This window comes from Kribbella sp. NPDC104740 (genome assembly GCF_055583505.1).
Genome location: NZ_JBVJNV010000001.1, coordinates 1 through 22,246 on the forward strand (window position 1 = coordinate 1; position 22,246 = coordinate 22,246).

At 69.7% G+C, this 22,246-nt stretch carries 25 protein-coding genes; 13 read left to right on the top strand and 12 right to left on the bottom strand.

Features of this window, described 5'->3' with window-relative positions:
* The first annotated feature begins 194 nt into the window (after positions 1-194).
* Positions 195-419 carry a hypothetical protein gene (locus ACZ6Z4_RS00005; protein ID WP_465556462.1) on the top strand — a complete coding sequence of 75 codons (225 nt, stop codon included), beginning with the start codon at positions 195-197 and terminating at the stop codon, positions 417-419.
* Between the two features lie 72 nt (positions 420-491).
* Here ACZ6Z4_RS00005 and ACZ6Z4_RS00010 read toward each other — a convergent pair whose 3' ends face one another.
* The gene (locus ACZ6Z4_RS00010) at positions 492-1,460 is read right to left on the bottom strand and encodes an aminoglycoside phosphotransferase family protein (protein ID WP_465556464.1); all 969 of its coding nucleotides are present in this window, start codon (positions 1,458-1,460) and stop codon (positions 492-494) included.
* Positions 1,457-1,654: a hypothetical protein gene (locus tag ACZ6Z4_RS00015; RefSeq protein ID WP_465556466.1), complete on the bottom strand. Its 198-nt coding sequence runs from the start codon at positions 1,652-1,654 to the stop codon at positions 1,457-1,459. The genes ACZ6Z4_RS00010 and ACZ6Z4_RS00015 overlap by 4 nt, the downstream gene beginning before the upstream one ends.
* Before the next feature lie 64 nt (positions 1,655-1,718).
* On the opposite strand from ACZ6Z4_RS00015, the gene ACZ6Z4_RS00020 reads away from it, so the two are divergent.
* Positions 1,719-2,516 carry a methyltransferase domain-containing protein gene (locus ACZ6Z4_RS00020; protein WP_465556468.1) on the top strand — a complete coding sequence of 266 codons (798 nt, stop codon included), beginning with the start codon at positions 1,719-1,721 and terminating at the stop codon, positions 2,514-2,516.
* On the opposite strand, the gene ACZ6Z4_RS00025 is transcribed toward ACZ6Z4_RS00020, so the two are convergent.
* Entirely contained in the window at positions 2,505-2,930 is a 426-nt protein-coding gene (locus ACZ6Z4_RS00025; RefSeq protein ID WP_465556470.1) for a GAF domain-containing protein, read from the bottom strand. The two genes, ACZ6Z4_RS00020 and ACZ6Z4_RS00025, sit on opposite strands and share 12 nt — an antisense overlap.
* Positions 2,931-3,270: 340 nt before the next feature.
* On the opposite strand from ACZ6Z4_RS00025, the gene ACZ6Z4_RS00030 reads away from it, so the two are divergent.
* Positions 3,271-3,420 carry a hypothetical protein gene (locus ACZ6Z4_RS00030; RefSeq protein WP_465556472.1) on the top strand — a complete coding sequence of 50 codons (150 nt, stop codon included), beginning with the start codon at positions 3,271-3,273 and terminating at the stop codon, positions 3,418-3,420.
* Positions 3,413-4,183, top strand: coding sequence for a hypothetical protein (locus ACZ6Z4_RS00035; protein ID WP_465556474.1), 771 nt, complete (start codon positions 3,413-3,415; stop codon positions 4,181-4,183). Before ACZ6Z4_RS00030 ends, ACZ6Z4_RS00035 begins: the two co-directional genes overlap by 8 nt.
* A 146-nt stretch (positions 4,184-4,329) precedes the next feature.
* On the opposite strand, the gene ACZ6Z4_RS00040 is transcribed toward ACZ6Z4_RS00035, so the two are convergent.
* The 3 genes from ACZ6Z4_RS00040 to ACZ6Z4_RS00050 form a co-directional block, all read right to left on the bottom strand.
* Positions 4,330-4,641 carry a hypothetical protein gene (locus ACZ6Z4_RS00040; protein WP_465556476.1) on the bottom strand — a complete coding sequence of 104 codons (312 nt, stop codon included), beginning with the start codon at positions 4,639-4,641 and terminating at the stop codon, positions 4,330-4,332.
* The gene (locus ACZ6Z4_RS00045) at positions 4,638-4,823 is read right to left on the bottom strand and encodes a hypothetical protein (protein ID WP_363675559.1); all 186 of its coding nucleotides are present in this window, start codon (positions 4,821-4,823) and stop codon (positions 4,638-4,640) included. Before ACZ6Z4_RS00045 ends, ACZ6Z4_RS00040 begins: the two co-directional genes overlap by 4 nt.
* 341 nt (positions 4,824-5,164) lie before the next feature.
* Positions 5,165-6,538: an MFS transporter gene (locus ACZ6Z4_RS00050; RefSeq protein WP_465556479.1), complete on the bottom strand. Its 1,374-nt coding sequence runs from the start codon at positions 6,536-6,538 to the stop codon at positions 5,165-5,167.
* 67 nt (positions 6,539-6,605) lie between these two features.
* On the opposite strand from ACZ6Z4_RS00050, the gene ACZ6Z4_RS00055 reads away from it, so the two are divergent.
* Positions 6,606-7,034, top strand: a complete 429-nt coding sequence (locus tag ACZ6Z4_RS00055; RefSeq protein WP_363675563.1) for a winged helix-turn-helix transcriptional regulator — start codon at positions 6,606-6,608, stop codon at positions 7,032-7,034.
* Positions 7,035-7,043: 9 nt separating this feature from the next.
* A complete protein-coding gene (locus tag ACZ6Z4_RS00060; protein WP_465556481.1) occupies positions 7,044-7,820 on the top strand; it encodes a GNAT family N-acetyltransferase in 777 nt (258 codons plus the stop codon).
* Here the strand turns inward: ACZ6Z4_RS00060 and ACZ6Z4_RS00065 are convergent.
* A complete protein-coding gene (locus tag ACZ6Z4_RS00065) occupies positions 7,817-9,013 on the bottom strand; it encodes an MFS transporter (RefSeq protein WP_465556483.1) in 1,197 nt (398 codons plus the stop codon). The two genes, ACZ6Z4_RS00060 and ACZ6Z4_RS00065, sit on opposite strands and share 4 nt — an antisense overlap.
* Before the next feature lie 54 nt (positions 9,014-9,067).
* Here ACZ6Z4_RS00065 and ACZ6Z4_RS00070 point away from each other — a divergent pair, with 54 nt between their 5' ends.
* Positions 9,068-10,435 (top strand): purine-cytosine permease family protein, encoded by a 1,368-nt coding sequence (locus ACZ6Z4_RS00070; protein ID WP_465556485.1) that lies wholly within the window; start codon positions 9,068-9,070, stop codon positions 10,433-10,435.
* 21 nt (positions 10,436-10,456) lie between these two features.
* On the opposite strand, the gene ACZ6Z4_RS00075 is transcribed toward ACZ6Z4_RS00070, so the two are convergent.
* Positions 10,457-12,886 (bottom strand): Tex family protein, encoded by a 2,430-nt coding sequence (locus ACZ6Z4_RS00075; RefSeq protein WP_465556487.1) that lies wholly within the window; start codon positions 12,884-12,886, stop codon positions 10,457-10,459.
* Between the two features lie 124 nt (positions 12,887-13,010).
* Between ACZ6Z4_RS00075 and ACZ6Z4_RS00080 the strand changes: the two genes are divergently transcribed.
* On the top strand, positions 13,011-13,424 hold the full coding sequence (locus ACZ6Z4_RS00080) for a hypothetical protein (RefSeq protein WP_465556489.1): 414 nt from the start codon (positions 13,011-13,013) through the stop codon (positions 13,422-13,424).
* A gap of 74 nt (positions 13,425-13,498) precedes the next feature.
* On the opposite strand, the gene ACZ6Z4_RS00085 is transcribed toward ACZ6Z4_RS00080, so the two are convergent.
* Positions 13,499-14,989: a DHA2 family efflux MFS transporter permease subunit gene (locus ACZ6Z4_RS00085; RefSeq protein WP_465556491.1), complete on the bottom strand. Its 1,491-nt coding sequence runs from the start codon at positions 14,987-14,989 to the stop codon at positions 13,499-13,501.
* A 57-nt stretch (positions 14,990-15,046) separates the two neighbouring features.
* On the bottom strand, positions 15,047-15,667 hold the full coding sequence (locus ACZ6Z4_RS00090) for a DUF624 domain-containing protein (RefSeq protein WP_465556493.1): 621 nt from the start codon (positions 15,665-15,667) through the stop codon (positions 15,047-15,049).
* A 92-nt stretch (positions 15,668-15,759) separates the two neighbouring features.
* Between ACZ6Z4_RS00090 and ACZ6Z4_RS00095 the strand changes: the two genes are divergently transcribed.
* From ACZ6Z4_RS00095 to ACZ6Z4_RS00110, 4 genes are all read left to right on the top strand, one after another.
* Positions 15,760-16,833, top strand: coding sequence for a LacI family DNA-binding transcriptional regulator (locus ACZ6Z4_RS00095; protein WP_465556495.1), 1,074 nt, complete (start codon positions 15,760-15,762; stop codon positions 16,831-16,833).
* A 111-nt stretch (positions 16,834-16,944) separates the two neighbouring features.
* Positions 16,945-18,216 carry an extracellular solute-binding protein gene (locus tag ACZ6Z4_RS00100; protein WP_465556497.1) on the top strand — a complete coding sequence of 424 codons (1,272 nt, stop codon included), beginning with the start codon at positions 16,945-16,947 and terminating at the stop codon, positions 18,214-18,216.
* Positions 18,213-19,157, top strand: a complete 945-nt coding sequence (locus ACZ6Z4_RS00105) for a carbohydrate ABC transporter permease (protein WP_363675583.1) — start codon at positions 18,213-18,215, stop codon at positions 19,155-19,157. Before ACZ6Z4_RS00100 ends, ACZ6Z4_RS00105 begins: the two co-directional genes overlap by 4 nt.
* A complete protein-coding gene (locus ACZ6Z4_RS00110; RefSeq protein WP_465556499.1) occupies positions 19,144-20,052 on the top strand; it encodes a carbohydrate ABC transporter permease in 909 nt (302 codons plus the stop codon). Before ACZ6Z4_RS00105 ends, ACZ6Z4_RS00110 begins: the two co-directional genes overlap by 14 nt.
* A gap of 405 nt (positions 20,053-20,457) precedes the next feature.
* Here ACZ6Z4_RS00110 and ACZ6Z4_RS00115 read toward each other — a convergent pair whose 3' ends face one another.
* Positions 20,458-20,811, bottom strand: a complete 354-nt coding sequence (locus ACZ6Z4_RS00115; protein ID WP_465556501.1) for an ArsR/SmtB family transcription factor — start codon at positions 20,809-20,811, stop codon at positions 20,458-20,460.
* Positions 20,812-20,872: 61 nt separating this feature from the next.
* Between ACZ6Z4_RS00115 and ACZ6Z4_RS00120 the strand changes: the two genes are divergently transcribed.
* Positions 20,873-21,637 carry an SDR family NAD(P)-dependent oxidoreductase gene (locus ACZ6Z4_RS00120; RefSeq protein ID WP_465556503.1) on the top strand — a complete coding sequence of 255 codons (765 nt, stop codon included), beginning with the start codon at positions 20,873-20,875 and terminating at the stop codon, positions 21,635-21,637.
* Here the strand turns inward: ACZ6Z4_RS00120 and ACZ6Z4_RS00125 are convergent.
* Positions 21,630-22,214, bottom strand: a complete 585-nt coding sequence (locus tag ACZ6Z4_RS00125) for a TetR/AcrR family transcriptional regulator (RefSeq protein ID WP_465556505.1) — start codon at positions 22,212-22,214, stop codon at positions 21,630-21,632. The genes ACZ6Z4_RS00120 and ACZ6Z4_RS00125 overlap by 8 nt on opposite strands.
* Between the last annotated feature and the right edge of the window lie 32 nt (positions 22,215-22,246).

The following is a 22,246-nucleotide window of genomic DNA, read 5'->3' on the forward strand; positions in this document are numbered from 1 at the left end:
GAGAAGAACAGAGAGAAGAACAGAGAGAAGAACAGAGAGAAGAACAGAGAGAAGAACAGAGAGAAGAACAGAGAGAAGAACAGAGAGAAGAACAGTGTAAAGGCTGAGGTTGGCTCTGAGCTGAGGGAGGGGCGGTCGCCACAGAGGGCAAACTGAGCCTCGTATTGTCGAGTCGGTCGAGGGCTCAGCGTGGGGTGAGCCACTACCAGAAAGGTGGTCAGAGCGGCACGAATGATCTCGATCGATTGGCCATCGAGCGGCATGACGAGATCTTTTCGGTGTACACCGCTTCGCGACCGTTGCTTCACGGCCGACCTGAGCTGATCGCCGAATTGCTGGCGCCCAAAGACAACGTGCCCGCACAGGCGGCGTATCGATCGAGGGGCCGGGTCGCACTGGGGAAAGCAGCCGTTTCCTGACTCGCCTGGGTTTCACCGGTTGGTGCTGAAGTTGCCGGTCTAGTGCTCTGCGTCGGAGATTCGTAGCTGCTGCTACTGGCTCATTGCGTCCAGCAGGCGTCGGCACCTGACGGGGTCCGTCGTCAGCCCGACGCTCAGGCCCCAGAGCCAGTAGTCGACTGTTCTGAAGATCACCCAGTTGCGTGCGTACGAGCGGTCGAGGTCGGCTGCTCGTACGGCGGTGTCGAAGCAGTGCCGGATCTCCGTGTCGTCGGCCATGTCGTCGAGGCGGGTCCACAGGATCCGGCCGAGGTCGAACTCGATGTCGCCGCGGTAGAGGACCGGGTCGACGACCAGCCACTGCTCGCGTTCGCCGCGCAGGACCTGCGCCGAGTGCAGGTCGCCGTTCACTGCCGCGGTCGCTGACGAACTCGCCAGTTCGTCGGCGACCGCGAGGGCGGCCCTCAGGTAGGGCAGCGGAACCGCCCCGACCCGGGGCAGCGGAACCGCCCCGACCCGGGGCAGCGGAACCGCCTCGATCTGGGGCAGCGGAACCGCCTCCATCCGGGGCTGCTGATCTGCCCCGATCTGCCCCGCGATCTGGCCTTCCATCACCGCGGCGCGAGCCTGCACGATCTCCTGTGTGGACAAGGCATCGGCCGGCCCCTCGACCCCGAGGCGCCGCATCAAACCACCCAGCACCTCGACCGCTTCCCCGATCGGCCGCTCGTCGAGCGGCTCCCCGAGCAGCTCCAGCAGCATCGCGCCGCGCGCGACGTCGGCGTCGTACAGGCGGACTGTGCCCCGGCCGTCCCACCAGCGCAGCGCCGTGGTCTGCTCGGCGACCTCGTCGCCGGGCGGGGACATTCGCAGCGCGAACCGGTCGCTGCCGCGCTCGACCGGTACGACGACCGCGTTCGAGCCGTGGGCGAGCGGGCCGGCGACGGTCAGCCCCCAGCTCGCGCACTGCTGCTCGATCGCGCGCGGCAGCGCCGCCAGCCAGTCGGCGCCTTCGGTCCACCAGCGGGGCATCTCCAGGAACGACTGCGGCAACTCGATCACGCCCGGCACGCTAGCGCGCCCGGCCGTCGCGTGCCGACCGGATTTCGGCGGGCCTGCGCATCCAGCCGCCCGGGCGCAGGTTGCGCCGTCGCCGTCGCCGTCACCGTCGCCGTCGCCGTCGCCGTCACCGTCACCGTCGCCGGCCGGCCGGCCGGATCTGTCACGCGCTGCAGGGCATCGATCACTGCCCTCATCTGCCCCGATCTGCCCTTGCGTGTGCCCTCGCCGGACAGCGCTGGGCGGATCATGATGGGCAGCATGGTTGAGGGGGATGGCACGAGTCTGGAGTTCGACCCGGCGGTGTCGCGGCAGATCGAGGCGATGTACACGACGCCGGACGTGGTCGAGCAGCGACGGATCGTGCGGACGGCGCTCGCGCTGCGGCCGGGCGACCGGGTGCTCGACGTGGGCGTCGGGCCGGGGCTGCTGGCGGCGGAGATGGCCGCCGAGGTCGGCACCGAGGGGCGGGTCTGCGGGGTCGACATCAGCGACAGCATGCTCGCGATCGCGGGGACCCGCGCCGACGTACCGGACGGTCCGCGGGTCGAGCTCGAGCAGGCCTCCGCGGCGCGGCTCCCGTACGGCGCGGAGAGCTTCGACGTGGTCGTGTCGACGCAGGTCTTCGAGTACGTCGACGACGTCGCGGGCGCGCTCGCCGAGATCCGCCGCGTCCTGCGCCCGGCGGGCCGCGTGCTGCTGCTCGACACCGACTGGGGCTCGATCGTCTGGCGCTCCGGCGACGACCCCCGGATGACCCGCGTCCTGAAGGCTTTCGAGGAGCACCTGCAGGACCCGCACCTCCCGCGCACCCTCGGCGAGGCCCTCGACAAGGCCGGCTTCACCCGCACCCACCTGCAGGTCGTCCCCCTGCTCAACGCCGGCTTCGACTACCGCACCTACAGCGCCGGCCTGATCGACATCGTCTCCACCTTCGTGCCCGGCCGAGCCGGCATCACCCCCGAGGAGGCCGAGGCCTGGGCCGACGACCTCCGCAGCCAGGCCGACTCCTACTTCTTCAGCCTCAACCGCTACCTGTTCGTGGCGTCAGCCCTCTGACCGGATCCGCTGGAAGTTCCGCCCGCCACGGGAGAACGCGTACTCGACAGCAGCCGGTACGTCGGGCGCTGGCGCCCACACGCAGCTCCGGACGTGCACGAGGTCGGCTGCTTCGGCCTCGGGCGAGGCGTCGTACCGCCACGGGCCGGTGAGGTGACCGCAGTGGTAGAGCCCGTCGGGCTCGCGGGTCCAGACCGTTGCACCCTCGGAGACTTCGGCGAAGCGCTGCAGGCGGCGCGCCGTGCGTTCGTCGTACGCCGTGCTCAGCCGCGCGACCGCGTCGGCAAGCGTGGTTGGTGGTGGCTGAAGGATGCCGCCGAAGCCGCAGACACCGAGCATGAGAGCGCGGTCAACGGCGAGACCGTCGGGGACCTCGTCGCGGCGGGAGCGCATCGGCGCGCGGTAGGCCGGCACGAGGATTCACCGGGGGCGGCGGTGGAGGGTGGCCAGGGGACGGGCGCACCGTGGGATGCGCCCGTCCTCTTCGGTCGTTCTCCCGCCCCTCAGTGGGAGAACTCGCGGCTCGGTGAGCTCCACCCATGCCCGAATGGGGCCGACTGAACCGCGGGACATGACTACAGGTACCCCACCAGCACCGCGTCACACGCGGTCCGGAGCGAAAACTTTGCATTCCTCGAACGCTGGAACCTGTAACGCTCGCGCCGCCATGGACGGATGACCTCGGCGCTGCCTACGCTGAACGGCGGTTCCGTGGGCAGGGGAGGCCCCGGACGTAGGTGGGGGAAGGTGCACGATGACCGACGCACGTCCGTACGACGACGAGCTGCTCGAGGCGGACCTGGACGAGCTGGAAGCGCTGGGGGCCGCCGAGGACGCGGCGCTGCTGCTCGGCGCCGGCGAGAACACCGGGCTCGCCGCGGCCGGCGAGGCGATTGATGCCTGAGGCAAGGATGTCCTGGCGGGGCGCCGCGCTCTGCACGCGGACCGTCGCGATGCTGCAGGCCGCCGAGAAGCTCGCGAAGGTGCCGTTCACGATCATCCAGGGCTCGTACAACCAGGGCGGCGTCGCCGCCTCCGCAGGCACGCACGACGGCGGCGGCGCGGTGGACCTCGCCGTCGAGCACCTGAACGCCGTACAGCGCAAGGCCGTCGTCCTCGCCATGCGGCAGGTCGGCTTCGCCGCCTGGCTGCGCACCCCGGCGCAGGGCAACTGGCCGTTCCACGTCCACGCCATCGCCGCCGGCGACAAGGACCTCTCGCGTGGCGCGGCCCACCAGATCGCGGAGTACAAACGCCGCAAGAACGGTCTCGCGAACCGCGGCGCCGACGACGGTCCGCCCGGCTACTACGGGATGACCTGGGAGATCTACCTGAAGTACCACCCCGGTACGGCGCCCACCGCCGTCGCCCCGCCGCAGCCGAACACCACGATCTCGCTCGGCGCGATGGAGTACGCCCGCATGCATGACTCGATGAGCGGCGTCTGGGGCGCCGACCGTGCCCAGGTGCTGGCCTGGGCCGCGCACCCGAAGGTCGCGGCGATCGGCGTCCACGAGACCCGCCCGCCGGCCGGCGTCCCGTGGCGGCTGCACTTCCAGCAGATGACCCGCAAGATCCAGCAGAAGTTCAAGCTCCCGGTGACCGGCCGCTTCGACGCCGGCACCGCCGCCGTGATGAAGCGCTACGGCTACAAGATCATTGCTTGAGGCAACGACAAGGCCCCACCGGTAGCAGCCGGTGGGGCCTTGGTTGGTCCACTACCACCCGGGCACTCCCGGTGCAGCTGTGGAGGTTGGAGAGCGGAACCGCCGCCGATGCAGGGGTCAAGACGGCGGCTCCGCTTGCTGAGGGGTTACCTCGAGGTCGCCGCCCAGGTCTGGGCCTGGTGGAACTCGAGGTGCTGGGCCGCCCCGGGCGACCCGGTCGCACCGACGTGCTGCAGCGTCGGTACGACGACCGCGCGGACGTCGGTCCGCCTCGCCTCGTCCAGCAACGCGTTGAACGCGGCGGACTGGGCGGCGTCCCGCTCGGTGTAGACCGTGCCGAGGGTGAACCCTTCGGCGGTGGCGTAGGCGACCAGGGCATCGGTCGCGGCGGCCAGCTCCTCCGCGCAGCTGAGCGCGTCGGCGCGGACGTAGCCGAGCAGCGTCGGGCGGGTGGTCATCGGACCGGGCTGCCGACGAGAGCGGGCTCGTTGGTGACCCGCAGCGAGGCGAACCGCCGCCGCATGGCCTCTTCGTACTGTGCTGCCTGGTCAACGGTCGCGGTGTGGTCGGCGATCGTGTGAGCGCCGAACCAGACCCGCACGCGGCGCTGCTCTGCGGGGTTCTCCAGCGACTCGGTCATGGGGGCGTGTCCTTCGGTCTGTGAGGGGACCATGGGCGTCGAGACGGTTGCCGACAGTGAGGAAGCCGGTGACCGATCTCACGTGCTCACGGGTGGTAAGGAAAGAACACCTCAAAAAGCACTATCCCGGGAATAGACCGGCAAGGACCTTTACAGAGGCCTTACGCCGTCCCTGACACGCGAAGGAAAACCCCTGGTCAGGCAGGGATGGGACCGGTTCCGGCGCCCCGGGCGACGGGTCGCTGTCAAGATTGTTTGCAGGGATTTACCGGTAACGATTCGGCCGCCCGCCAAGCGTTTTCGATGAGCGCTGAATTGTCGGACGTCCTGGTAACCCTCAGCTATCGAGCGGCCACAGTACGCCGTACGCGAAGACCCGGAGCGCCGGCCGCGAGGCCGAGCAGGGCGCCGGCCAGCGGTACGACGAGCGCGGTCCGGAAGTCGGCGACGGTCAGCTCGTCGGCCGTTGCGAGGACCGCCGCGACGACGGCCAGGCCGAGCGCCGCCCCGAACTGGAACGACGTCGTGAGCACGCCACCGGCCAGCCCTTGCTCCTCCTCCGCGACACCGTCGGTCGCGGCGATCGTCAGCGGGCCGTACGTGAGCGAGAACGCCAGCCCCAGCAGCAGGAACGTCGGCAGCATCGCGAGGTAGGTCCAGTCCGCGCCGAGCGGCAGGAACAGCGCGTACGCCGCCACGGCGAACCCGAAGCCGCCGAGCACCACGCGCCCGTTGCCGAAGCGGTTGACCAGCCACGGCGTCAGCGTCGGCGCGAGGATCGAGTCGATGCCGATCACCATCAGCGCCAGCCCGGTCTCGAGCTCGGACCAGTGCCGCAGCTCCTGCAGGTAGAGCACCGCGATGAACTGGAAGCCGACGAACGACCCGACCAGCGCGACGGCGCCGAGGTTGGCGCGGACCAGGCCGGCGTTGCGCAGGATGCCGAGCCGGATCAGCGGTTCCGCCGTACGGCGTTCGATCGCGACGAACGCGATCAGCAGCAGCAGGCCCGCGAGCCCGGTCCCGGCCGTCTGGCCGATCGTGACGTCGGGGGCCCGGACGACGGTCGAGACGAGCAACATCATCGCGCCGGTCAGCGTGAGCGCGCCGGGCAGGTCGAAGCCGCTGAGCTTGGTGCGTACCGGCGCTTCCTTCGGGAGCAGGGCCAGGGCCGCGATCAGCAGGACCGCGGAGAACAGGACCGGCGCGAAGAAGACCCAGCGCCAGTCCACCGCGGTGAGCAGGCCGCCGACGACCATGCCGAGGGAGAAGCCGGCGGCGCCGATCCCGGCGTACACGAGGAGGGCCTGGTTGCGCTGCCTGCCCTCCGGGTAGCTGGTGGTGATGATCGACAGCCCGGCCGGGGTCATGAAGCCGGCCGCGACACCGGTGACGAAGCGGGCCAGGATCAGCACCCAGCCTTCGTTCGCCAGACCGCCGAGGCCGGAGAAGACCAGGAAGACGGCCAGCCAGCCGACGAACATCCGCCGCCGGCCGAGCAGGTCGGCCGCGCGGCCGCCGAGCAGCACGAAACCGCCGTACCCGAGCACGTAGGCGCTGACCACCCACTGCAGCTGGCCGGTGGACAGGCCGAGCTCGGTCCGGATGGACGGCAGCGCGACGCCCATCATCGAGACGTCGATGCCCTCCAGGAAGATCGCGCCGCACAGCACCAGCAGGACGGCCCAGGCACGCGGGCCGAGATTCGTCGACATGTAGGGGTTCCTCAAAGGGTCGGTTCTCTCTTGTAACTGACACCATCGTGCGGAACCATCGGGGAGTATGGAAGAAGGCACTTCAAAGGAACCGGGTTACTCCTGCTGCACCGAGGACGCCTTCCAGTGGGACACCCGGGAGGACTGTGAGGTCCGGCAGATCCTGGACCGGATCGGCGACAAGTGGTCGCTGCTGGTGATCGCGCTGCTCGACAGCCGCAGCCTGCGCTTCACCGAACTGAAGAAGACTATCGACGGGGTCAGCCAGCGGATGCTCACCGTCACGCTCCGGCAGCTGGAGCGCGACGGGCTGGTACGGCGTACCGTCCACCCGGTCGTGCCGCCGCGCGTCGACTACGAGCTCACCCCGCTCGGCGTGACGCTGCACGCGACGATCCAGTCGCTGGTCACCTGGACCGAGACGCACCAGAACGAGATCGCCACCGCGCGGGCGGCGTACGACGTCCGCGCACTGATGGAACGAGGCAGCGTCTAGGGTCGGGGGATGGGGATCGCCGCGCGGATTGCCGCCGCTCAGTTGTCAGGGTTGTCTCGGAGCCGCCGTCAGATCGTCGCGGGGCCGCTGGTCGGGCTGCTGCACGACGAGGACGTGTGGTTCCTGTCGTCGATGCTCGCGGCCGATCCGGGGAGGCCGTTCGATCCGGACGAGGTGTCGTGGGCGCTCGACACCGTTCGGCAGGCGTTCGCGGCCGAGGGGCGGTGGGTGCATGCGGAGCTGGTGGAGGAAGCGAATCCGGGTCTCGCGGAGGCGCTGACCGAGCACGGGATGATCGTGCGGGCGCGGCCGCCGCTGCTGGCGGTCGAGCCGGCTGAGCTGGTCGTCCCTTCGTTGCCTGAGGGCGTCACCGCGTCGTTCGTGGGGTCCGAGGAGGACCACGCGGCGTCCAACGCGGTGGCCGCTGACGCCTACGAGACCGACGACGTCACCACCACCTTCCAGCCCGACCCCGCCAGTGGCGGCGCCGTGCTCATCCGCGACCACGGCGTGCCGGTCGCGACCGCATCCTGGACCGCTGTCGCCGACGGCGTCACCGAGGTCGCCGGCGTCGGCACGGTGCACTCGCACCGGCGTCGCGGTCTGGGCGCTCTTGCGACGGCGTACGCGACGCGGGAAGCCTTCGAGACCGCCGGCGCCGATCTCGCCTGGCTCACCCCCGGCGACGAAGGCGCCGACCGGATCTACCGCCGCCTCGGTTACGAGCCCAAGGCAACGGCTGTCCACCTCGGCGACCCGGGCGGGCACCTGGAAGACCTGGTCTAGGAGGGCTTTCGGGTCAGCTCGCCCGGATGCCCCGGTACGGCGTACAGCGTGATCGGCGCGGCCAGGACAGCGAACGCGGCGAGCAGGTTGAGCGTGAGCGGCAGCTCGGCGATCAGCGTGAGCGCGGGCGCCGCGAGCGCGCCGACGACCGCCGCCAGCGCGTCGACCGCGAAGAACAGCGCGCCGACCTGGGCGAGCATGCCCGGCGCGGTCACGCGCTGCACGGTCGTCTCGGTGGTGATCAGCAGGACGCTGCCGGGCAGCCCGATCAGCACGGCGGCCGCGATCGCCCACGGGACGCTCGGGGCGTTCACCAGCGCGAAGAAGGCCGCGCCGGTCGCGAGCTGGGTGGTGGCGATCAGGTCGCGGATCCCCAACCAGGACAGGGCTTTCACGCTGATCGCGGCGCCGAGCAGGTAGCCGGCGCCGAGGCCGGAGAACACATAGCCGACCGCGTAGCCCGGCGCGTGCAGCCGTTCGACGATCAGCGGCACGAGCAGTGCGGTCAGGCCGGCGTTCGCTGTGAGGAAGACACCGTTTCCGGCCAGCAGGCCGCGCAGCGGTTTCGACCGTACGGCGTACCGGAGCCCGGCGAGCGGTCGCATCGGGGTCTGCTCGGCCCGCTCCGGCCGGGTCCGGACCGCTGCGATCATTGCCGCTGACAACAAGTAGCTGGCGATGTCGACGGCCAGCACGAACTCGATCCCCGGGCCGGCGAGCAGCAGTGCGCCAAGCGGTGGAGCGCCGAGCCGTGTCACGCTCCCCGCGAATGCTCGCGCCGCGTTCGCCGCCGCGAGCTCGCGTCCGGTCCCGACGACGCTCGGCAGCAACGCCCGCGACGCCGGCCGGAACACCGTCGTCGCGATGTTCTCCACCAGCACGGCCAGGTAGATCATCCACAGCCGCTCCGGCCGATCGGCGAACAGGATCAGCCCGACCGCGGCCGCGCTGACCAGATCGGCGACCCACATCGCGCGGGCCAGATCCCAGCGCTCCAGGAGCACGCCTGCCCAAGGCCCCAGGACCAGCGCGGGCAACGCCTCCAGCGCCAAGGTCAGCCCGGTCGCCGCCGCCGATCCCGTCAGCTGGAACACGTGGAAGGGGATCGCCACGACGAGCAACCAGGAACCGATCCCTGACACGGTCCCGCTGCCCCACACCAGCCGGAAATCCCGGTTCCCCCAGATGCTCACCGCCCGACCCTAGCCGGACGTTAGAGACTGGTTGTCCCGGGCAACCTGGAACACATGGCAGAGGCGATCGAGCGGCGCAGTATCGACGTGGTCCCGGCCGCGGAACGGCACGGAACTCCGGTCAGTCAGTTCACGCTCTGGTTCGGCGCGAACATGCAGGTCACCGCGGTTGTCGACGGCGCGCTCGCGGTGGTGTTCGGCGCCGACGCGCTCTGGGCGATCGTCGGCCTGCTGATCGGCAACGTGCTCGGCGGCATCGTGATGGCGTTGCACGCGGCCCAGGGCCCGCGCCTCGGGCTGCCGCAGATGATCTCCAGCCGCGCCCAGTTCGGCGTGTACGGCGCCGTCGTACCGCTGGTGCTGGTCGTGATCATGTACCTCGGCTTCGCCGCGACCGGCACGGTCCTGGCCGGTCAGGCGGTGAACAAGATCCTGCACGTCGACGCGGCCGCCGTCGGCATCATCATCTTCGGCGTCCTCACCGCCGTGATCGCCACGCTCGGCTACCGCTGGATCCACCTGCTCGGCCGGATCGCGACCGTGCTCGGCATCCTGGGCTTCACCTACCTCGGGATCCGGCTGCTGATCACCGACGACGTCGGTGCCCTGCTCGGCGCGAAGCCGTTCGACATCGTCACGTTCCTGCTCGCGATCTCGCTCGGCGCCGGCTGGCAGCTCACCTTCGGCCCGTACGTCGCCGACTACTCGCGCTACCTGCCCGCCGACACCCCCGAACGGACGACGTTCCTCGCGACGTTCCTCGGCAGCGTGATCGGCTCGCAGTGGTCGATGACGCTCGGCGCGCTGGTCGCGGCGAGCGGCGCCGGGTTCCTCGCGAACCAGGTCGGCTACCTCGGCGACCTGGCCGGCCCGGCGGGCGTCGCGCTGCTGGTCTACCTGGTGATCGTGGTCGGCAAGCTCGCCGTCAACTGCCTGAACGCGTACGGCGGCTCGATGACGCTGCTCACCACGGTCTCCGCGTTCAGCCGGGCGACCCGGATCGGCCCGGCCGCGCGGGCGGCGTACACGAGCTGTTTCCTGCTCGTGTCGGTGCTGGTCGCGATCTTCGCGTCGGCGGACTTCCTGGACAACTTCAAGAACTTCGTGCTGGTGCTGCTGATGGTCTTCACGCCGTGGAGCGCGATCAACCTGACCGACTACTACCTGATCTCCCGCGAACGCGTCGACGTCCCCGCGCTCTACGACCCCGACGGCCGGTACGGGCGGTGGAACGCGGTCGCGCTGATCTCGTACGCCGTGGGCATCGCGGCGCAGATCCCGTTCCTGGCGCAGAAGCTGTACACCGGCCCGGTGACGGACGCGCTGGGTGGCGCGGACATCTCGTGGATCGTCGGGCTGGTGGTGACGGCCGGCTTGTACTACCCGCTGGCGCGCCGAAATGAGAAGGTCCTGCACTTCTAGGAAGTGCAGGACCTTTGGAACTCAACGAACAGTGAAACCGGCCTTCCGGAAGGCATCTGCCAAGGAACCCTCGTCCATCGGCGTCTCTTTGCCGCCCTGGCCGCCACGACCACCCTGACCACCGGCCGGACCGCGTCCACCTGGGCCACGTCCGCCACCCTGACCGCCCGGACCACGACCTCCGCCTTGCCCGCCCGGCCCACGCCCGCCGCTCTGACCGCCTTGGCCGCGGTTCTGCCCGCCGCCCGAACGCCCGGACGTCGGCGCGCCGACCTCGTCGTCCAGCCGCAGCGTCAGCGAGATCCGCTGCCGCGGGATGTCGACCTCGAGCACCTTCACCTTGACGATGTCACCCGGCTTGACGACCTCGCGCGGGTCCTTCACGTAGTTCTTCGACAGCGCCGACACGTGCGCGAGCCCGTCCTGGTGCACACCGATGTCGATGAACGCCCCGAACGCCGCCACGTTGGTGACCTGCCCCTCGAGCTTCATGCCCGGCTTCAGGTCGCCGATCTTGTCCACACCCTCGGCGAACGACGCGGTCTTGAACGCCGGCCGCGGGTCGCGCCCGGGCTTCTCCAGCTCGGCCAGGATGTCGGTCACGGTCGGTAGACCGAAGGTCTCGTCGACGAACTCCGCGGCCTTCACCGAGCGCAGCGCGGACGTGTTCCCGATCAGCGCCTTCAGCTCCGACCCGGTCTTGTCGAGGATCCGGCGGACCACCGGGTACGCCTCCGGGTGCACGCTGGAGGAGTCCAGCGGGTCGGCGCCGTCGGGGATCCGCAGGAAGCCGGCCGCCTGCTCGAACGCCTTCGGGCCGAGCCGCGGCACCTCCTTGAGCGCCGTACGGGACGCGAACGGGCCGTAGGTGTCGCGGTGCTGGACGATGTTGTCGGCCAGGCCCTGGGTGATGCCGGAGACCCGGGTGAGCAGCGGCGCGGACGCCGTGTTCAGGTCGACACCGACGGCGTTCACACAGTCCTCGACCACCGCGTCCAGCGAGCGGGACAGCGAGTTCTCCGGGAGGTCGTGCTGGTACTGGCCGACGCCGATCGACTTCGGGTCGATCTTGACCAGCTCGGCCAGCGGGTCCTGCAGCCGGCGCGCGATCGAGACCGCGCCGCGCAGCGACACGTCCATGCCGGGCAGCTCCTGCGAGGCGAACGCCGACGCCGAGTACACGGACGCGCCGGCCTCGGAGACGACCGCCTTGGTGAGCTTCAGCTCCGGGTGCTTGGCGATCAGCTCGGCGGCCAGCTTGTCGGTCTCGCGGGACGCCGTACCGTTGCCGATGGCAATCAAGTCGACCTGGTGCGCGGCGCAGAGCGCGGCCAGCTGGGCGATCGACTTGTCCCACTGGTTCTGCGGGACGTGCGGGTAGATGACGCCGGTCGCGGTGACCTTGCCGGTCGCGTCGACGACGGCGACCTTGACGCCGGTCCGGAAGCCCGGGTCGAGGCCCATCGTGGCGCGGGTGCCGGCCGGGGCGGCCAGCAGCAGGTCGCGCAGGTTCGCGGCGAAGACGCGGACCGCCTCGTCCTCGGCGGTCTGCCGCAGGCGCATCCGCAGGTCGATGCCCAGGTGCACGAGGATCTTGGTCCGCCAGGCCCAGCGGACCGTCTCTACCAGCCACTTGTCGCCGGGACGGCCCTGGTTCTCGATGCCGTTCTGGCGGGCGATCGTCGTCTCGTACTCCGTGGGGCCGTCGACCTCGACACCGGCCGGCAGCGGCTCGACGCTCAGCGAGAGCACGTCCTCCTTCTCGCCGCGGAACATCGCCAGGATCCGGTGCGACGGCATCTTGCCGAACGGCTCGTCGAAGTCGAAGTAGTCGGAGAACTTCGCGCCGTCGGTCTCCTTGCCCTCACGGACCGTGGAGGCCAGCCGGCCCTGCGACCACAGCCGCTCACGCAGCTCACCGATCAGGTCGGCGTCCTCGGCGAACCGCTCGACCAGGATCGCGCGGGCGCCGTCCAGCGCCGCCTGCGGGTCGGCGACACCGGCCTCGCCGTTCACGAACACCGCGGCCGCGGCCAGCGGCTCGTACGACGGGTCGCTGAGCAGCCCGTCGGCCAGCGGCTCCAGCCCGGCCTCGCGGGCGATCATCGCCTTGGTCCGCCGCTTCGGCTTGAACGGCAGGTAGATGTCCTCGAGCCGGGACTTGGTCTCCGCGGCCAGGATCGACGCCTTCAGCGCGTCGTCGAGCTTGCCCTGGCTCTCGATCGACTCCAGCACCGTCTTCCGGCGCTCCTCGAGCTCCCGCAGGTACCGCAGGCGCTCCTCGAGGTCACGCAGCTGCGCGTCGTCGAGCTCCCCGGTGACCTCCTTGCGGTACCGCGCGATGAACGGAACCGTCGAACCCTCGTCCAGCAGCCCGACCGCCGCCTTCACCTGCCCGACCCCGACCCCCAGCTCGTCGGCGATCCGCTGCTCGATCGACTGCAAACCCACTGTGCCGTTCCCCTCTACGTCCAACTGACTGGCACACATCCTTCCCCATCCCACCCCCATTCCACGACCTCGCCCCCACGGGCTTGTGGACAAACCCGGGACCGGCCCCGCATCATCCGAGGTCATGAGGGGGATCGGCTGGACGATGCTCAAGGACGGCTCGCTGGAGCCACCACCGCGCCTGGTGCGCTTCGGGAGCGTGGTGTTCGCGGTGGGGACACTGGTCAACCTGCCCGACGACCACGCCCCGCACGAGATCGCGTTCGCGGCGTTCATCTGCTTGATGGCCCTCGGTGTCACCGTCGGCGCGAAGCCCATCGCTGACGGACGCGTGGACCGGTGGGCACGGGCCCACCCGGTCCTGAACGGCGCCATCTTGACCGCACTGTTGGCGACCGGCTGCTTTGCTCTGGTGTCGGAGTTCGGCGGCGAGCGGACCGGCCTGCTCGTCGGCGTCCCGGCTGGTGCCCTCGTTGCCGTCATCGGGATCGTCCGGGAGCGCAGCCGTCAAGCTCGAGCGGCCAACACCCACCACTGACCAAGCCGCCGCGCCACCCCCGAAAACGGGGGTGGCGCGGCGTGTCGTGCAGGTTGATCAGTGGTGGGTGTCGGTCACACGGCGTCGAGCACCTCGACCGGCGCGGCGTCGGCCTCGGCCTCCGCAGCCTTCGGGCGCATCAGCGTGCAGGCGATCACCACCGACGCCGCGACGATGGCGGCGGCTACCGCGAAGGAGTAGTGGAAACCGCTGGTCAGCGCGTCCAGCGCGGGCTTGCCGGCAGCCGCCAGGGACTCGGTGCGAGTCGCCGAAAGAGTGGCGAGGACGGCCAGGCCCAGGGCGGCGCCGACCTCGGCCGTCGTACCGATCAGGCCGGAGGCCAGGCCCGCGTCCTCGGGCTTCACGTCGGACATCGACAGGCCCATCAGCGCGGGGAAGCAGACGCCGCCGCCGAGGCCGAGGAGGATCAGGACCGGCAGGACGTGTACGACGTAGCTGCCGCCGACGGGCGCCTGGGTGAAGAGGGCGAGCCCGACCACGATCAGCGACAGGCCGGCGATCAGCGGGCGGCGCGGGCCGAAGCGCATCACGAGCTTCTCGGAGTACCGGACGGACAGCAGGCCCATCACCAGCGTGGTCGGCAGGAACGCGAGGCCGATCTCCAGGGCGTCGTACCCGAGGACGCGCTGCAGGTACAGCGAGCCGAGGAAGAAGATCCCGAACATCCCGGACGACGACAGCGCCTGGACCAGGTTCGCGCCGGTCAGCGTGCGGGAGCGGAAGATCCGCAGCGGCACCAGCGGGTTCGCGGCAGTCGACTCCCGGACGACGAAGCAGGCGAGCAGTGTCAGCGTCAGCGCGCCGAGCGCGATCGTCCGCGGCGCGGTCCACCCGAGCTCGGCGGCCGGGCTGACGATGGTGAACACGCCGACCATCAGCGCCGCGGTGATCAGCACCGCACCCGGTACGTCGGTGCCGCGGCCCATCCCGAGGCCCTTGTCCTTCTCGATCAGCCGGATCGCCAGCCACGCGGTCGCGATCCCGATCGGCAGGTTGATGAAGAAGATCCAGTGCCAGCTGATCGCCTGGGTCAGTACGCCACCGGCGAGCAGCCCGATCGATCCGCCCGCGGAGGCGACGAAGGCGTAGACGCCGATCGCCTTGGCCTGCTCGCGCGGCTCGGGGAACAGCGTGACGATCATGCCGAGGATCACCGCGGAGGTCAGCGCGCCGCCGACGCCCTGCAGGAACCGCGCCGCGACGAGCATCTCCTGCGACCCGGCCAGCCCGCACCAGACCGACGCGGCGGTGAACAGCGCCAGACCGGCGACGAAGATGTTCCGGCGCCCGAGCAGGTCGCCGAGCCGCCCGGCCAGCAGGAGCAGGCCGCCGAAGGCGATCAGGTAGGCGTTCACGACCCAGGCGAGCGACGAGCTGGTGAAGCCGAGGTCGTCCTGGATCGCGGGCAGCGCCACGTTCACCACGGTCACGTCGAGCACGATCATCAACATGCCCGCGCAGAGCGTGTAGAGGGCGAGCCAGCGGGACCTGCCGCTGCCCTGCACGGCCGGCGGCGTCGCCAGGGATTCGGTGGTCGCGTGCATGCTGGTTCTCCTCTGATCCGTAGGTTTGCTTACACCCCTACGTCGAACCAGCGCGGCTCAGATCGACACGGCTCCCGATTCTTTTCTGCGGGCCGGCTTGGCGATCCAGTACGCGATCAGCGCCGGAACCAGTCCGGAGCCGATCACGAACAGTGTCGGGAGCCGCCCGATCACCAGGAACCAGGTGGCCAGCCCCACCACACCGCCGGCCACAGCGAGCGACCGTCGGAGGAGGAACAGGTTCGCCGACCGGAACACGCTGCGCGTGGTCGCGTCGTCCTCGGCGTCCGGCATCACCGCGAGCGCGCTCAGGTAGAGCCCGACGATCATCCCGCTGAGCGGAACCAGGACGGCGAGCGCGGCGATCCGGACCGGTCCGTTGGTGGAGGCCCAGAAGAACAGCCCGAACGCGAGTGCCACGCCACCGAAGTACAGGGCCAGCCCGGCCAGCCAGAACCGCTTGAAGCACCACTTGAACTCAGCGAAGAACCGCCGCATCAGCGCTGGGTGCTCCTGCCCGATCGCGTACGGCAGCACCCGCTGGAGCGCGAACGCGGCTGGGAACAGCGTGACGATGCCGAAGCTGAGCAGCAGGAAGGTCAGCTGCAGCATCAGCAGGTCGCCGACCAGCGACAGTTTCGCCATCACGACGTTGGTCCGGCTGCCGGCCTCACTCACAGCGGTTCCTCCTGGTTCGTCGGCACACAGATGATCGTATGATCACAAACAATCACGGTCAGATCACAACGCACATCGTTTGGGGGCCGAGCATGCTCGCACCGGAGCGCCACGAGCTGATCCTGCGCAGCCTGCGCCGGCACGGCCGCCTCCGGGTGGCGGAGCTGGCCGCCGAGCTCGGCGTCTCGGCGATCACAGTACGCCGTGACCTCGCCGAGCTGGATGCTGCCGGACTGCTCCGCCGCGTGCACGGCGGCGCGGTCGGGACCGGCTCGGCCGGGGCCGCGACCCCGGGCAGCCAGCTGACGGTCGGCCTGGTCGTCCCGAGCTCGACGTTCTACTACACCGACGTGATCCGCGGCGCGGAGGCGATGGCCGACCGGTACGGCGCGCGCCTGGTGCTCGGCGTCTCCGGGTACGACGAGCAGGTCGAGGCCGAGCGGATCGACAAGATCCTCGGCCTCGGCGTCGCCGGGCTGCTGCTCGCGACCGCGCTCGGGGACAGCCGGGCCGGCGAGGTCGGCCCGCGGCTGGACGCGATCGACGTGCCGGTGGTGCTGATGGAGCGCGCGTTCGGTTTCCCCGACGCGCTGCACGAGTACGACCACGTCCGCACCGACCACGCGTACGGCGCGATGCTCGCGCTGCGGCACCTGGTCTCACTCGGCCACCGCCGGATCGGGATCAACCTGAACGCCAGCGTCACGGCGTACTGGTTGCGGCAGGGGATCGCGGAGGCGGCGGCCGCGCTCGGCGTCGACCTGTTCGTGTCGCCGGTGGTGCTGCCGGCCCGCGGCGAGGATCCGGACACGGTGGCGAAGCTCGACGCGTTCCTGGCCGAGTGCGAGGCGCACGGCGCGAACGCGGTCCTGGTGCACTCCGACGAGCACGCGGCGCGGCTGGTCGAGCGGGCGATGGAGCGCGGGCGGCGGGTGCCCGACGACCTGGCCGTGATCGCGTACAACGACGAGACCGCCGCGCTGGCCGTCGTACCGCTGACCGCGGTCTGTCCGCCGAAGCTGCAGCTCGGCGAGACCGCCTGCGAGCTGCTGCTGCGCCGCCTCAAGGGCGCTCCAGGCCGCCGATCGGCGACCCAGCATCTGAGCCTCCTGCCGGAACTCCGCGTCCGCGAGTCCTGCGGAGCGGCACTCGCTGATCGAATTTGATCATTCGAGCGCCAGGGTATTGACGGGGAAAGCCCTTTCCCATACTTTCGCTGCACTCGGTGCGCCGGTCGTCACCCGCCCGGACGCGCACGGCAGCGAAGGAGTTCCCCTGTGAGACGTGGTGCTGGGTTGGCGGTGCTCGTGGCCGCGGTCGGACTGGTCGCGAGCGCCTGTGGCAACGGGGTGATCGACAAGAGTACGGACGGCGTCCCGCCTGCCGAGGCGACCGGGACGCTGCGGGTTCTGCTCCCGTCGTTCCCGGCCAGCAACGACGGCCGGAAGGCGTTCGCGAAGGTCGCGGAAGACTTCAACAAGAAGTACCCGAAGATGAAGGTCGAGCCGGACTACGCGACCTACGGCAACCTGAACGAGAAGATCTCCACCTCGATCGCGGCCGGCATCCCGTACGACGTGATGGTGACCGGCGTCGGCTGGATCCAGACCTTCGCCTCCAAGCGGCTGTTCGCCGACCTCGGCGACTACGGAGTCACCGCGGACACCATCCGGGACAAGAGCATCGGCGCGCTGATCCCGTCGGCGTCGTACGACGGCAAGATCTACGCCTACCCGCTGCTGGCCGACGCGCGCGCCGCCGCGCTGCGGATCAGCGCCTTCAAGGAGGCCGGGCTCGACCCGGACAAGCCGCCGACGTCGATGGCCGAGATCAAGGTCGCGGCCGAGAAGCTGACCAAGCGCGACGCGAACGGGACCATCACCCGGTCCGGGTTCGACCTGGCCGCGCCGACCAGCTTCCGGCAGACCTACACGACGCTGCTCGCCTCGACCGGGACGCCGCTGTACAAGGACGGCGTGGCCAACTACTCCAACGAGAAGGGCCTGGAGACGCTGAACTGGCTGAAGTCGATGATCAACAACGTCCAGCCGTACGGCCAGCAGAATGCCTCGGCGCAGCCGCTGGTGCTGACCGGTGACGCGGCGATGGGGATCGTCGGCGGGGCCGTCGACTGCTCCGAGAAGGGTGTCGGCCAGGCCAACTGCGACGACCTGAAGTTCTTCCGGTTCAACAGCGGCACCGAGGTCGAGTTCGTCGGTGGCGACCTGGCCTCGATCGGGTCCCGCAGCCGGCACAAGGAAGCGGCCTGGTCGTTCATCGAGTCGCTGACCGAGCCGAAGACCGTCGACGCGATCGCCAAGCTGAACCGAAAGATCCCGGCGTACAAGGACGCGGTGAACTCGCCGCAGGCCCAGTCCAACCCGTTGAGCAAGTTCGTCGCCGGCGGACTCGAGCTCGCCATCTACGAGGGCGGCTCGGCGAACTGGCTGGAGATGCGGGCCAACTTCGACGCCCAGCTCACCCAGGCGGTCCTCGGTCAGAAGGATCCCGCCAAGGTGCTGGCCAACCTGGCAGGACAGTCCCGATGAGCGCCACTCTCGAACGTACCGGACCCGCCCTCGCGACCCCCCGTACCGTTGCCCCTGGCAAGGACAGCCGCAAGCTGATCCGCAGCCAGGTCCGGGCCGGCTGGCTGCTGATCGCCCCCGCCCTGCTGCACTCCGGGATCTTCATCGTGATCCCGGTGATCGCCGCGGTGGTGCTCAGCTTCACCGACTACAGCTTCGGTGACTCCTGGGCCTGGGTCGGTTTCCAGAACTACACCGACCTGTTCCGCGACCAGGACTTCCGGGCCGCACTGGTCAACACGATCCTGTACGCCGTGGTGGTGATCCCGGTCTCGATGGCGATCTCGCTGCTGATCGCGCTCGGGCTGAACCAGAAGATCCGCGGCCTCGGCTTCTTCCGGACCGCCTTCTACATCCCGACCGTCACCGCGACCGTGGCCGTGGCGACGATCTGGCTGTGGATCTACAACCCGGGCTCGGGTCTGGCCAACGGGTTCCTGAGCCTGTTCGGCTTCGCACCGAGCGCCTGGCTGTCCGACCCGGGGACGGCGCTGCCGTCGCTGATGGTGGTCGGCATCTGGCAGGGCCTGGGCACCAAGATCATCATCTACCTGGCCGCGCTGCAGGGGGTCTCCCGGGACCTGCTGGAGTCGGCGTCGCTGGACGGTGCCGGTCGCTGGCAGAAGTTCGCGAACGTCACCTGGCCGGCGCTCGGCCCGGTCCAGTTCTTCGTCCTGATCACCTCGATCGCCGGCACCTTCCAGGTGTTCGACCTGGTCTACGTGATGACCAAGGGCGGTCCCGGCACCGAAACCACGGTGCTGGTGCTCGACATCTACCAGAACGCGTTCCAGGCACTCCGACTCGGCTTCGCGTCCGCCGAGACGGTGATCATGATGATCCTGATCGCGATCTTCATCGGTCTCGGACGCCTGCTGCAGAGGGCGGATGTCAATGACTAGCGCAACGGTGTCCGTGGTCGGCGAGAGCAAGCCGTCGACGCTGCGGATCGGCCGGATCCTGCTGTACGTCGTGCTGACGGTCGGCGCGATCCTGATGATCATGCCGTTCCTGTGGATGGTGCTGACGGCGTTCAAGAACGAGCTGGAGATCGCCAAGTTCTCCTGGCTGCCCGGTGAGCTGCGCTGGCGCAACTTCGTCGAGGCGATGCAGACCGCGCCGTTCCTGCGCTACTTCCGCAACAGCCTGTTCATCGCGGTCGGCGAGACGGCGTTCACGCTGGCGGTCTGTACGACGGCCGGCTACGCGCTGGCCAAGCTGCCGATCCGCGGCGCGAAGGCGCTGCTGGCGTACTTCATCACGCTGCTGCTGGTGCCGTTCCAGATCCTGCTGGTGCCGCTGTTCCTGATCGTGAAGTCGATCCCGCTGTTCGGCGGCAACAACATCCTCGGTCAGGGCGGCATCGGCTGGCTGAACTCCTGGTGGGGCCTGATCATCCCGCTGGGCGCCGCGCCGCTGTTCACCTTCCTGGCCCGGCAGTTCTACGTGTCGGTCCCGAACGAGCTGGCCCAGGCGGCCCGGGTCGACGGGCTCGGCGAGTTCGGCATCTTCTGGCGGATCATGACCCCGCTGATCAAGCCGGCGCTGATCACCATCTGCGTGTTCCAGATCGAGGCGGCCTGGAACGGCTTCCTCTGGCCGCTGATGATCACCACGTCGGACTCGATGCGCCCGCTCCAGCTGGGCCTGGCGATCTTCGCCCAGAACCCGGCCGAGGTGCAGTGGCCGTACCTGATGGCCGGGACCGCGCTGGCGACGCTGCCGATGATCGTGATGTTCGTCTTCGCCCAGAAGCGCTTCGTCGAGGGGATGGCGAACGTGGGCATCAAGGGCTGACGCTCCGGACAAGGGCCTGGACAAGCGAAAGAGCCGCCGTCGACCCACCTGGTCGACGCCGGCTCTTTCGTTTGGTTCGCTCTCAGGCCCCCCTGGAGAGTTCCCCGTTGTTTCCCCCCTGTACTGCTTCCCCCTGTTACTACCCCCCATTTCGGTGGGTCCCCTTGTGCAGGTGCTCGCCCCGCCCCGGGCGAGCACCTGCTGGGGCCCCCTCCACAAACCGGTGATCCCGAAGAAGCACCGGAGCGTCCACCAAGCCCCCCAGCCAGGCCGCTCAGACCTTTTATCGTCACAAGGTGAAGTGTGTTACACGTTTCCTCCACCTTTTTCTGGGGAATCCCGAAGGATTTCAGCCCTGTCTGGTCCGAAACGCCGAATTGTCGCGTTCCGAATTCCACCGCTCACTCAGCGTGAGGGCCGATTGGCCTCCAGGCCGACCTGATCACCGGTGCCGTCGGCTTCGGCGGCCGAGAGTACGGCGTACAGCAGGCCTGGGAAGCGGGCCTCGACGTCCTCACCACGCAGGGTCACCCAGCAGCGGGTGCCTTCCTTGCGGGTCCGGGTCAGGCCGGCGTCGCGCAGAACGCGCAAATGGTGGCTCAGTGTGGATTTCGCGACCGGCGCCCGGAATTCACCCCAGCCGCGTTCCTGGCCGTCGGCGAGAACGCGGATCAGCCCGACCCGGACCGGGTCGCTGAGGGCTGCCATCACCTCGGTCAGCCCGATCGCGGTGAGCTCGGGGTGCTGGGTCGCGCGCATGAGGTCGATGGTAGCTTGTTCGATGTTCTACGAACATCGAACGTCAAGTCAGGGAGCGGCTGTGCAGGACCTCGGTGGGAAGAGCGGGCGGATCGCGGCGGACTTCGGCGGGCGGGCGGTGATCGTGACCGGGGCCGGTTCGGGGATCGGTCGTGCCGCGGCGCGGTTGTTCGTCGCGGCGGGTGCGGACGTGCTGGCCGTCGGGCGGCGTCCGGAGCCCTTGCAGGAGCCGGCCGGGGTGGAGGCGTTGTCCGTCGATCTCTGCGGTCCGGCTGCCGGCGAGCGCGTGGTCGCCGCGGCGATCGAGCGGTTCGGGCGGCTCGACGTACTCGTCAACAACGCCGGGGCCTTCGACCTGATGCCGCTCCCGGACGTCTCGGCCGAGCGGATCGAGGCGCTCTTCGCCGTCAACGTCACCGCGCCGAGCCTCCTGGCCCAGGCCGCGCTCCCTCACTTGCGCGAGACCCAGGGCTCGATCGTGAACGTGTCCAGCACGTTCGGCCATCGCCCCCTCGCGGGTGCTGCCCACTACGCCGCGGCCAAGGCCGCGATCGAGCAGCTGACCCGTAGCTGGGCTCTCGAACTGGCGCCCGACCAGATCCGCGTCAACGCGGTCGCGCCCGGGCCGACCGAGTCGGAAGCTCTGACCGCTGCGGGTCTGTCCGCCGAGCTCATCGAGCAGGTGAAAGCCGACGAGGCGGCGCGGATCCCGCTGGACCGTCGGGGCGAACCCGAGGAGGTCGCTCGCTGGCTCCTGCACCTGGCCGCCGCCCCCTGGCTGACCGGGCAAGTGCTCACCGTCGACGGCGGCCTCGAGCTCACCTGAGGTGCGCGTCCACTGCTCGTCTGACGAACCCGTCGAGTTGTGGATCGTCCAGTACCAGGTCGAGCGCCTTCGTTGCTCGCAGTACCGCGAGCCCGTGCAGGTTGGTCCACAGCGCGACAGTCCGCTCCGCGGCATCGTCCGGAGCTGAGGAGGCCACCAGCTTCGTCAGTACTTCGAGCAGCGGCAGCGTCGTCGTACGGAGGTTGCCCCCGGCCCCTTCCAGGAGGTCGTGGCGGAAGATCAGCTCGAACATCGCCGGGCGTTCGGCGGCGAAGTCGAGGTAGCGGCGGCCGAGCTCGACCAGTTGATCTCGGGGCGACTGGTTGTGGTCCGGTGCCGTCTGGTCCCGGGTCGGCCCGCCCTCAGGCGCCGTCAGCCGCGCCGCGAGATCTGCCAGCCCGGTCGCCGCGATCGCCGCCAGCAAGGAGTTGTGGGTCGGGAAGTACCGCCGGGGCGCGCCGTGCGAGACGCCGACGTGGCGCGTGATCGCCCGCAGCGACAGGGCCGCCGCGCCGTCCCGCTCGAGCAGCTCGACGCCGGCCAGCACCAGCCGGTCGCGCAACGGGATCTCCTCCACCCGCGCATTCTCCCCTACGCAGAAGCCTGTTC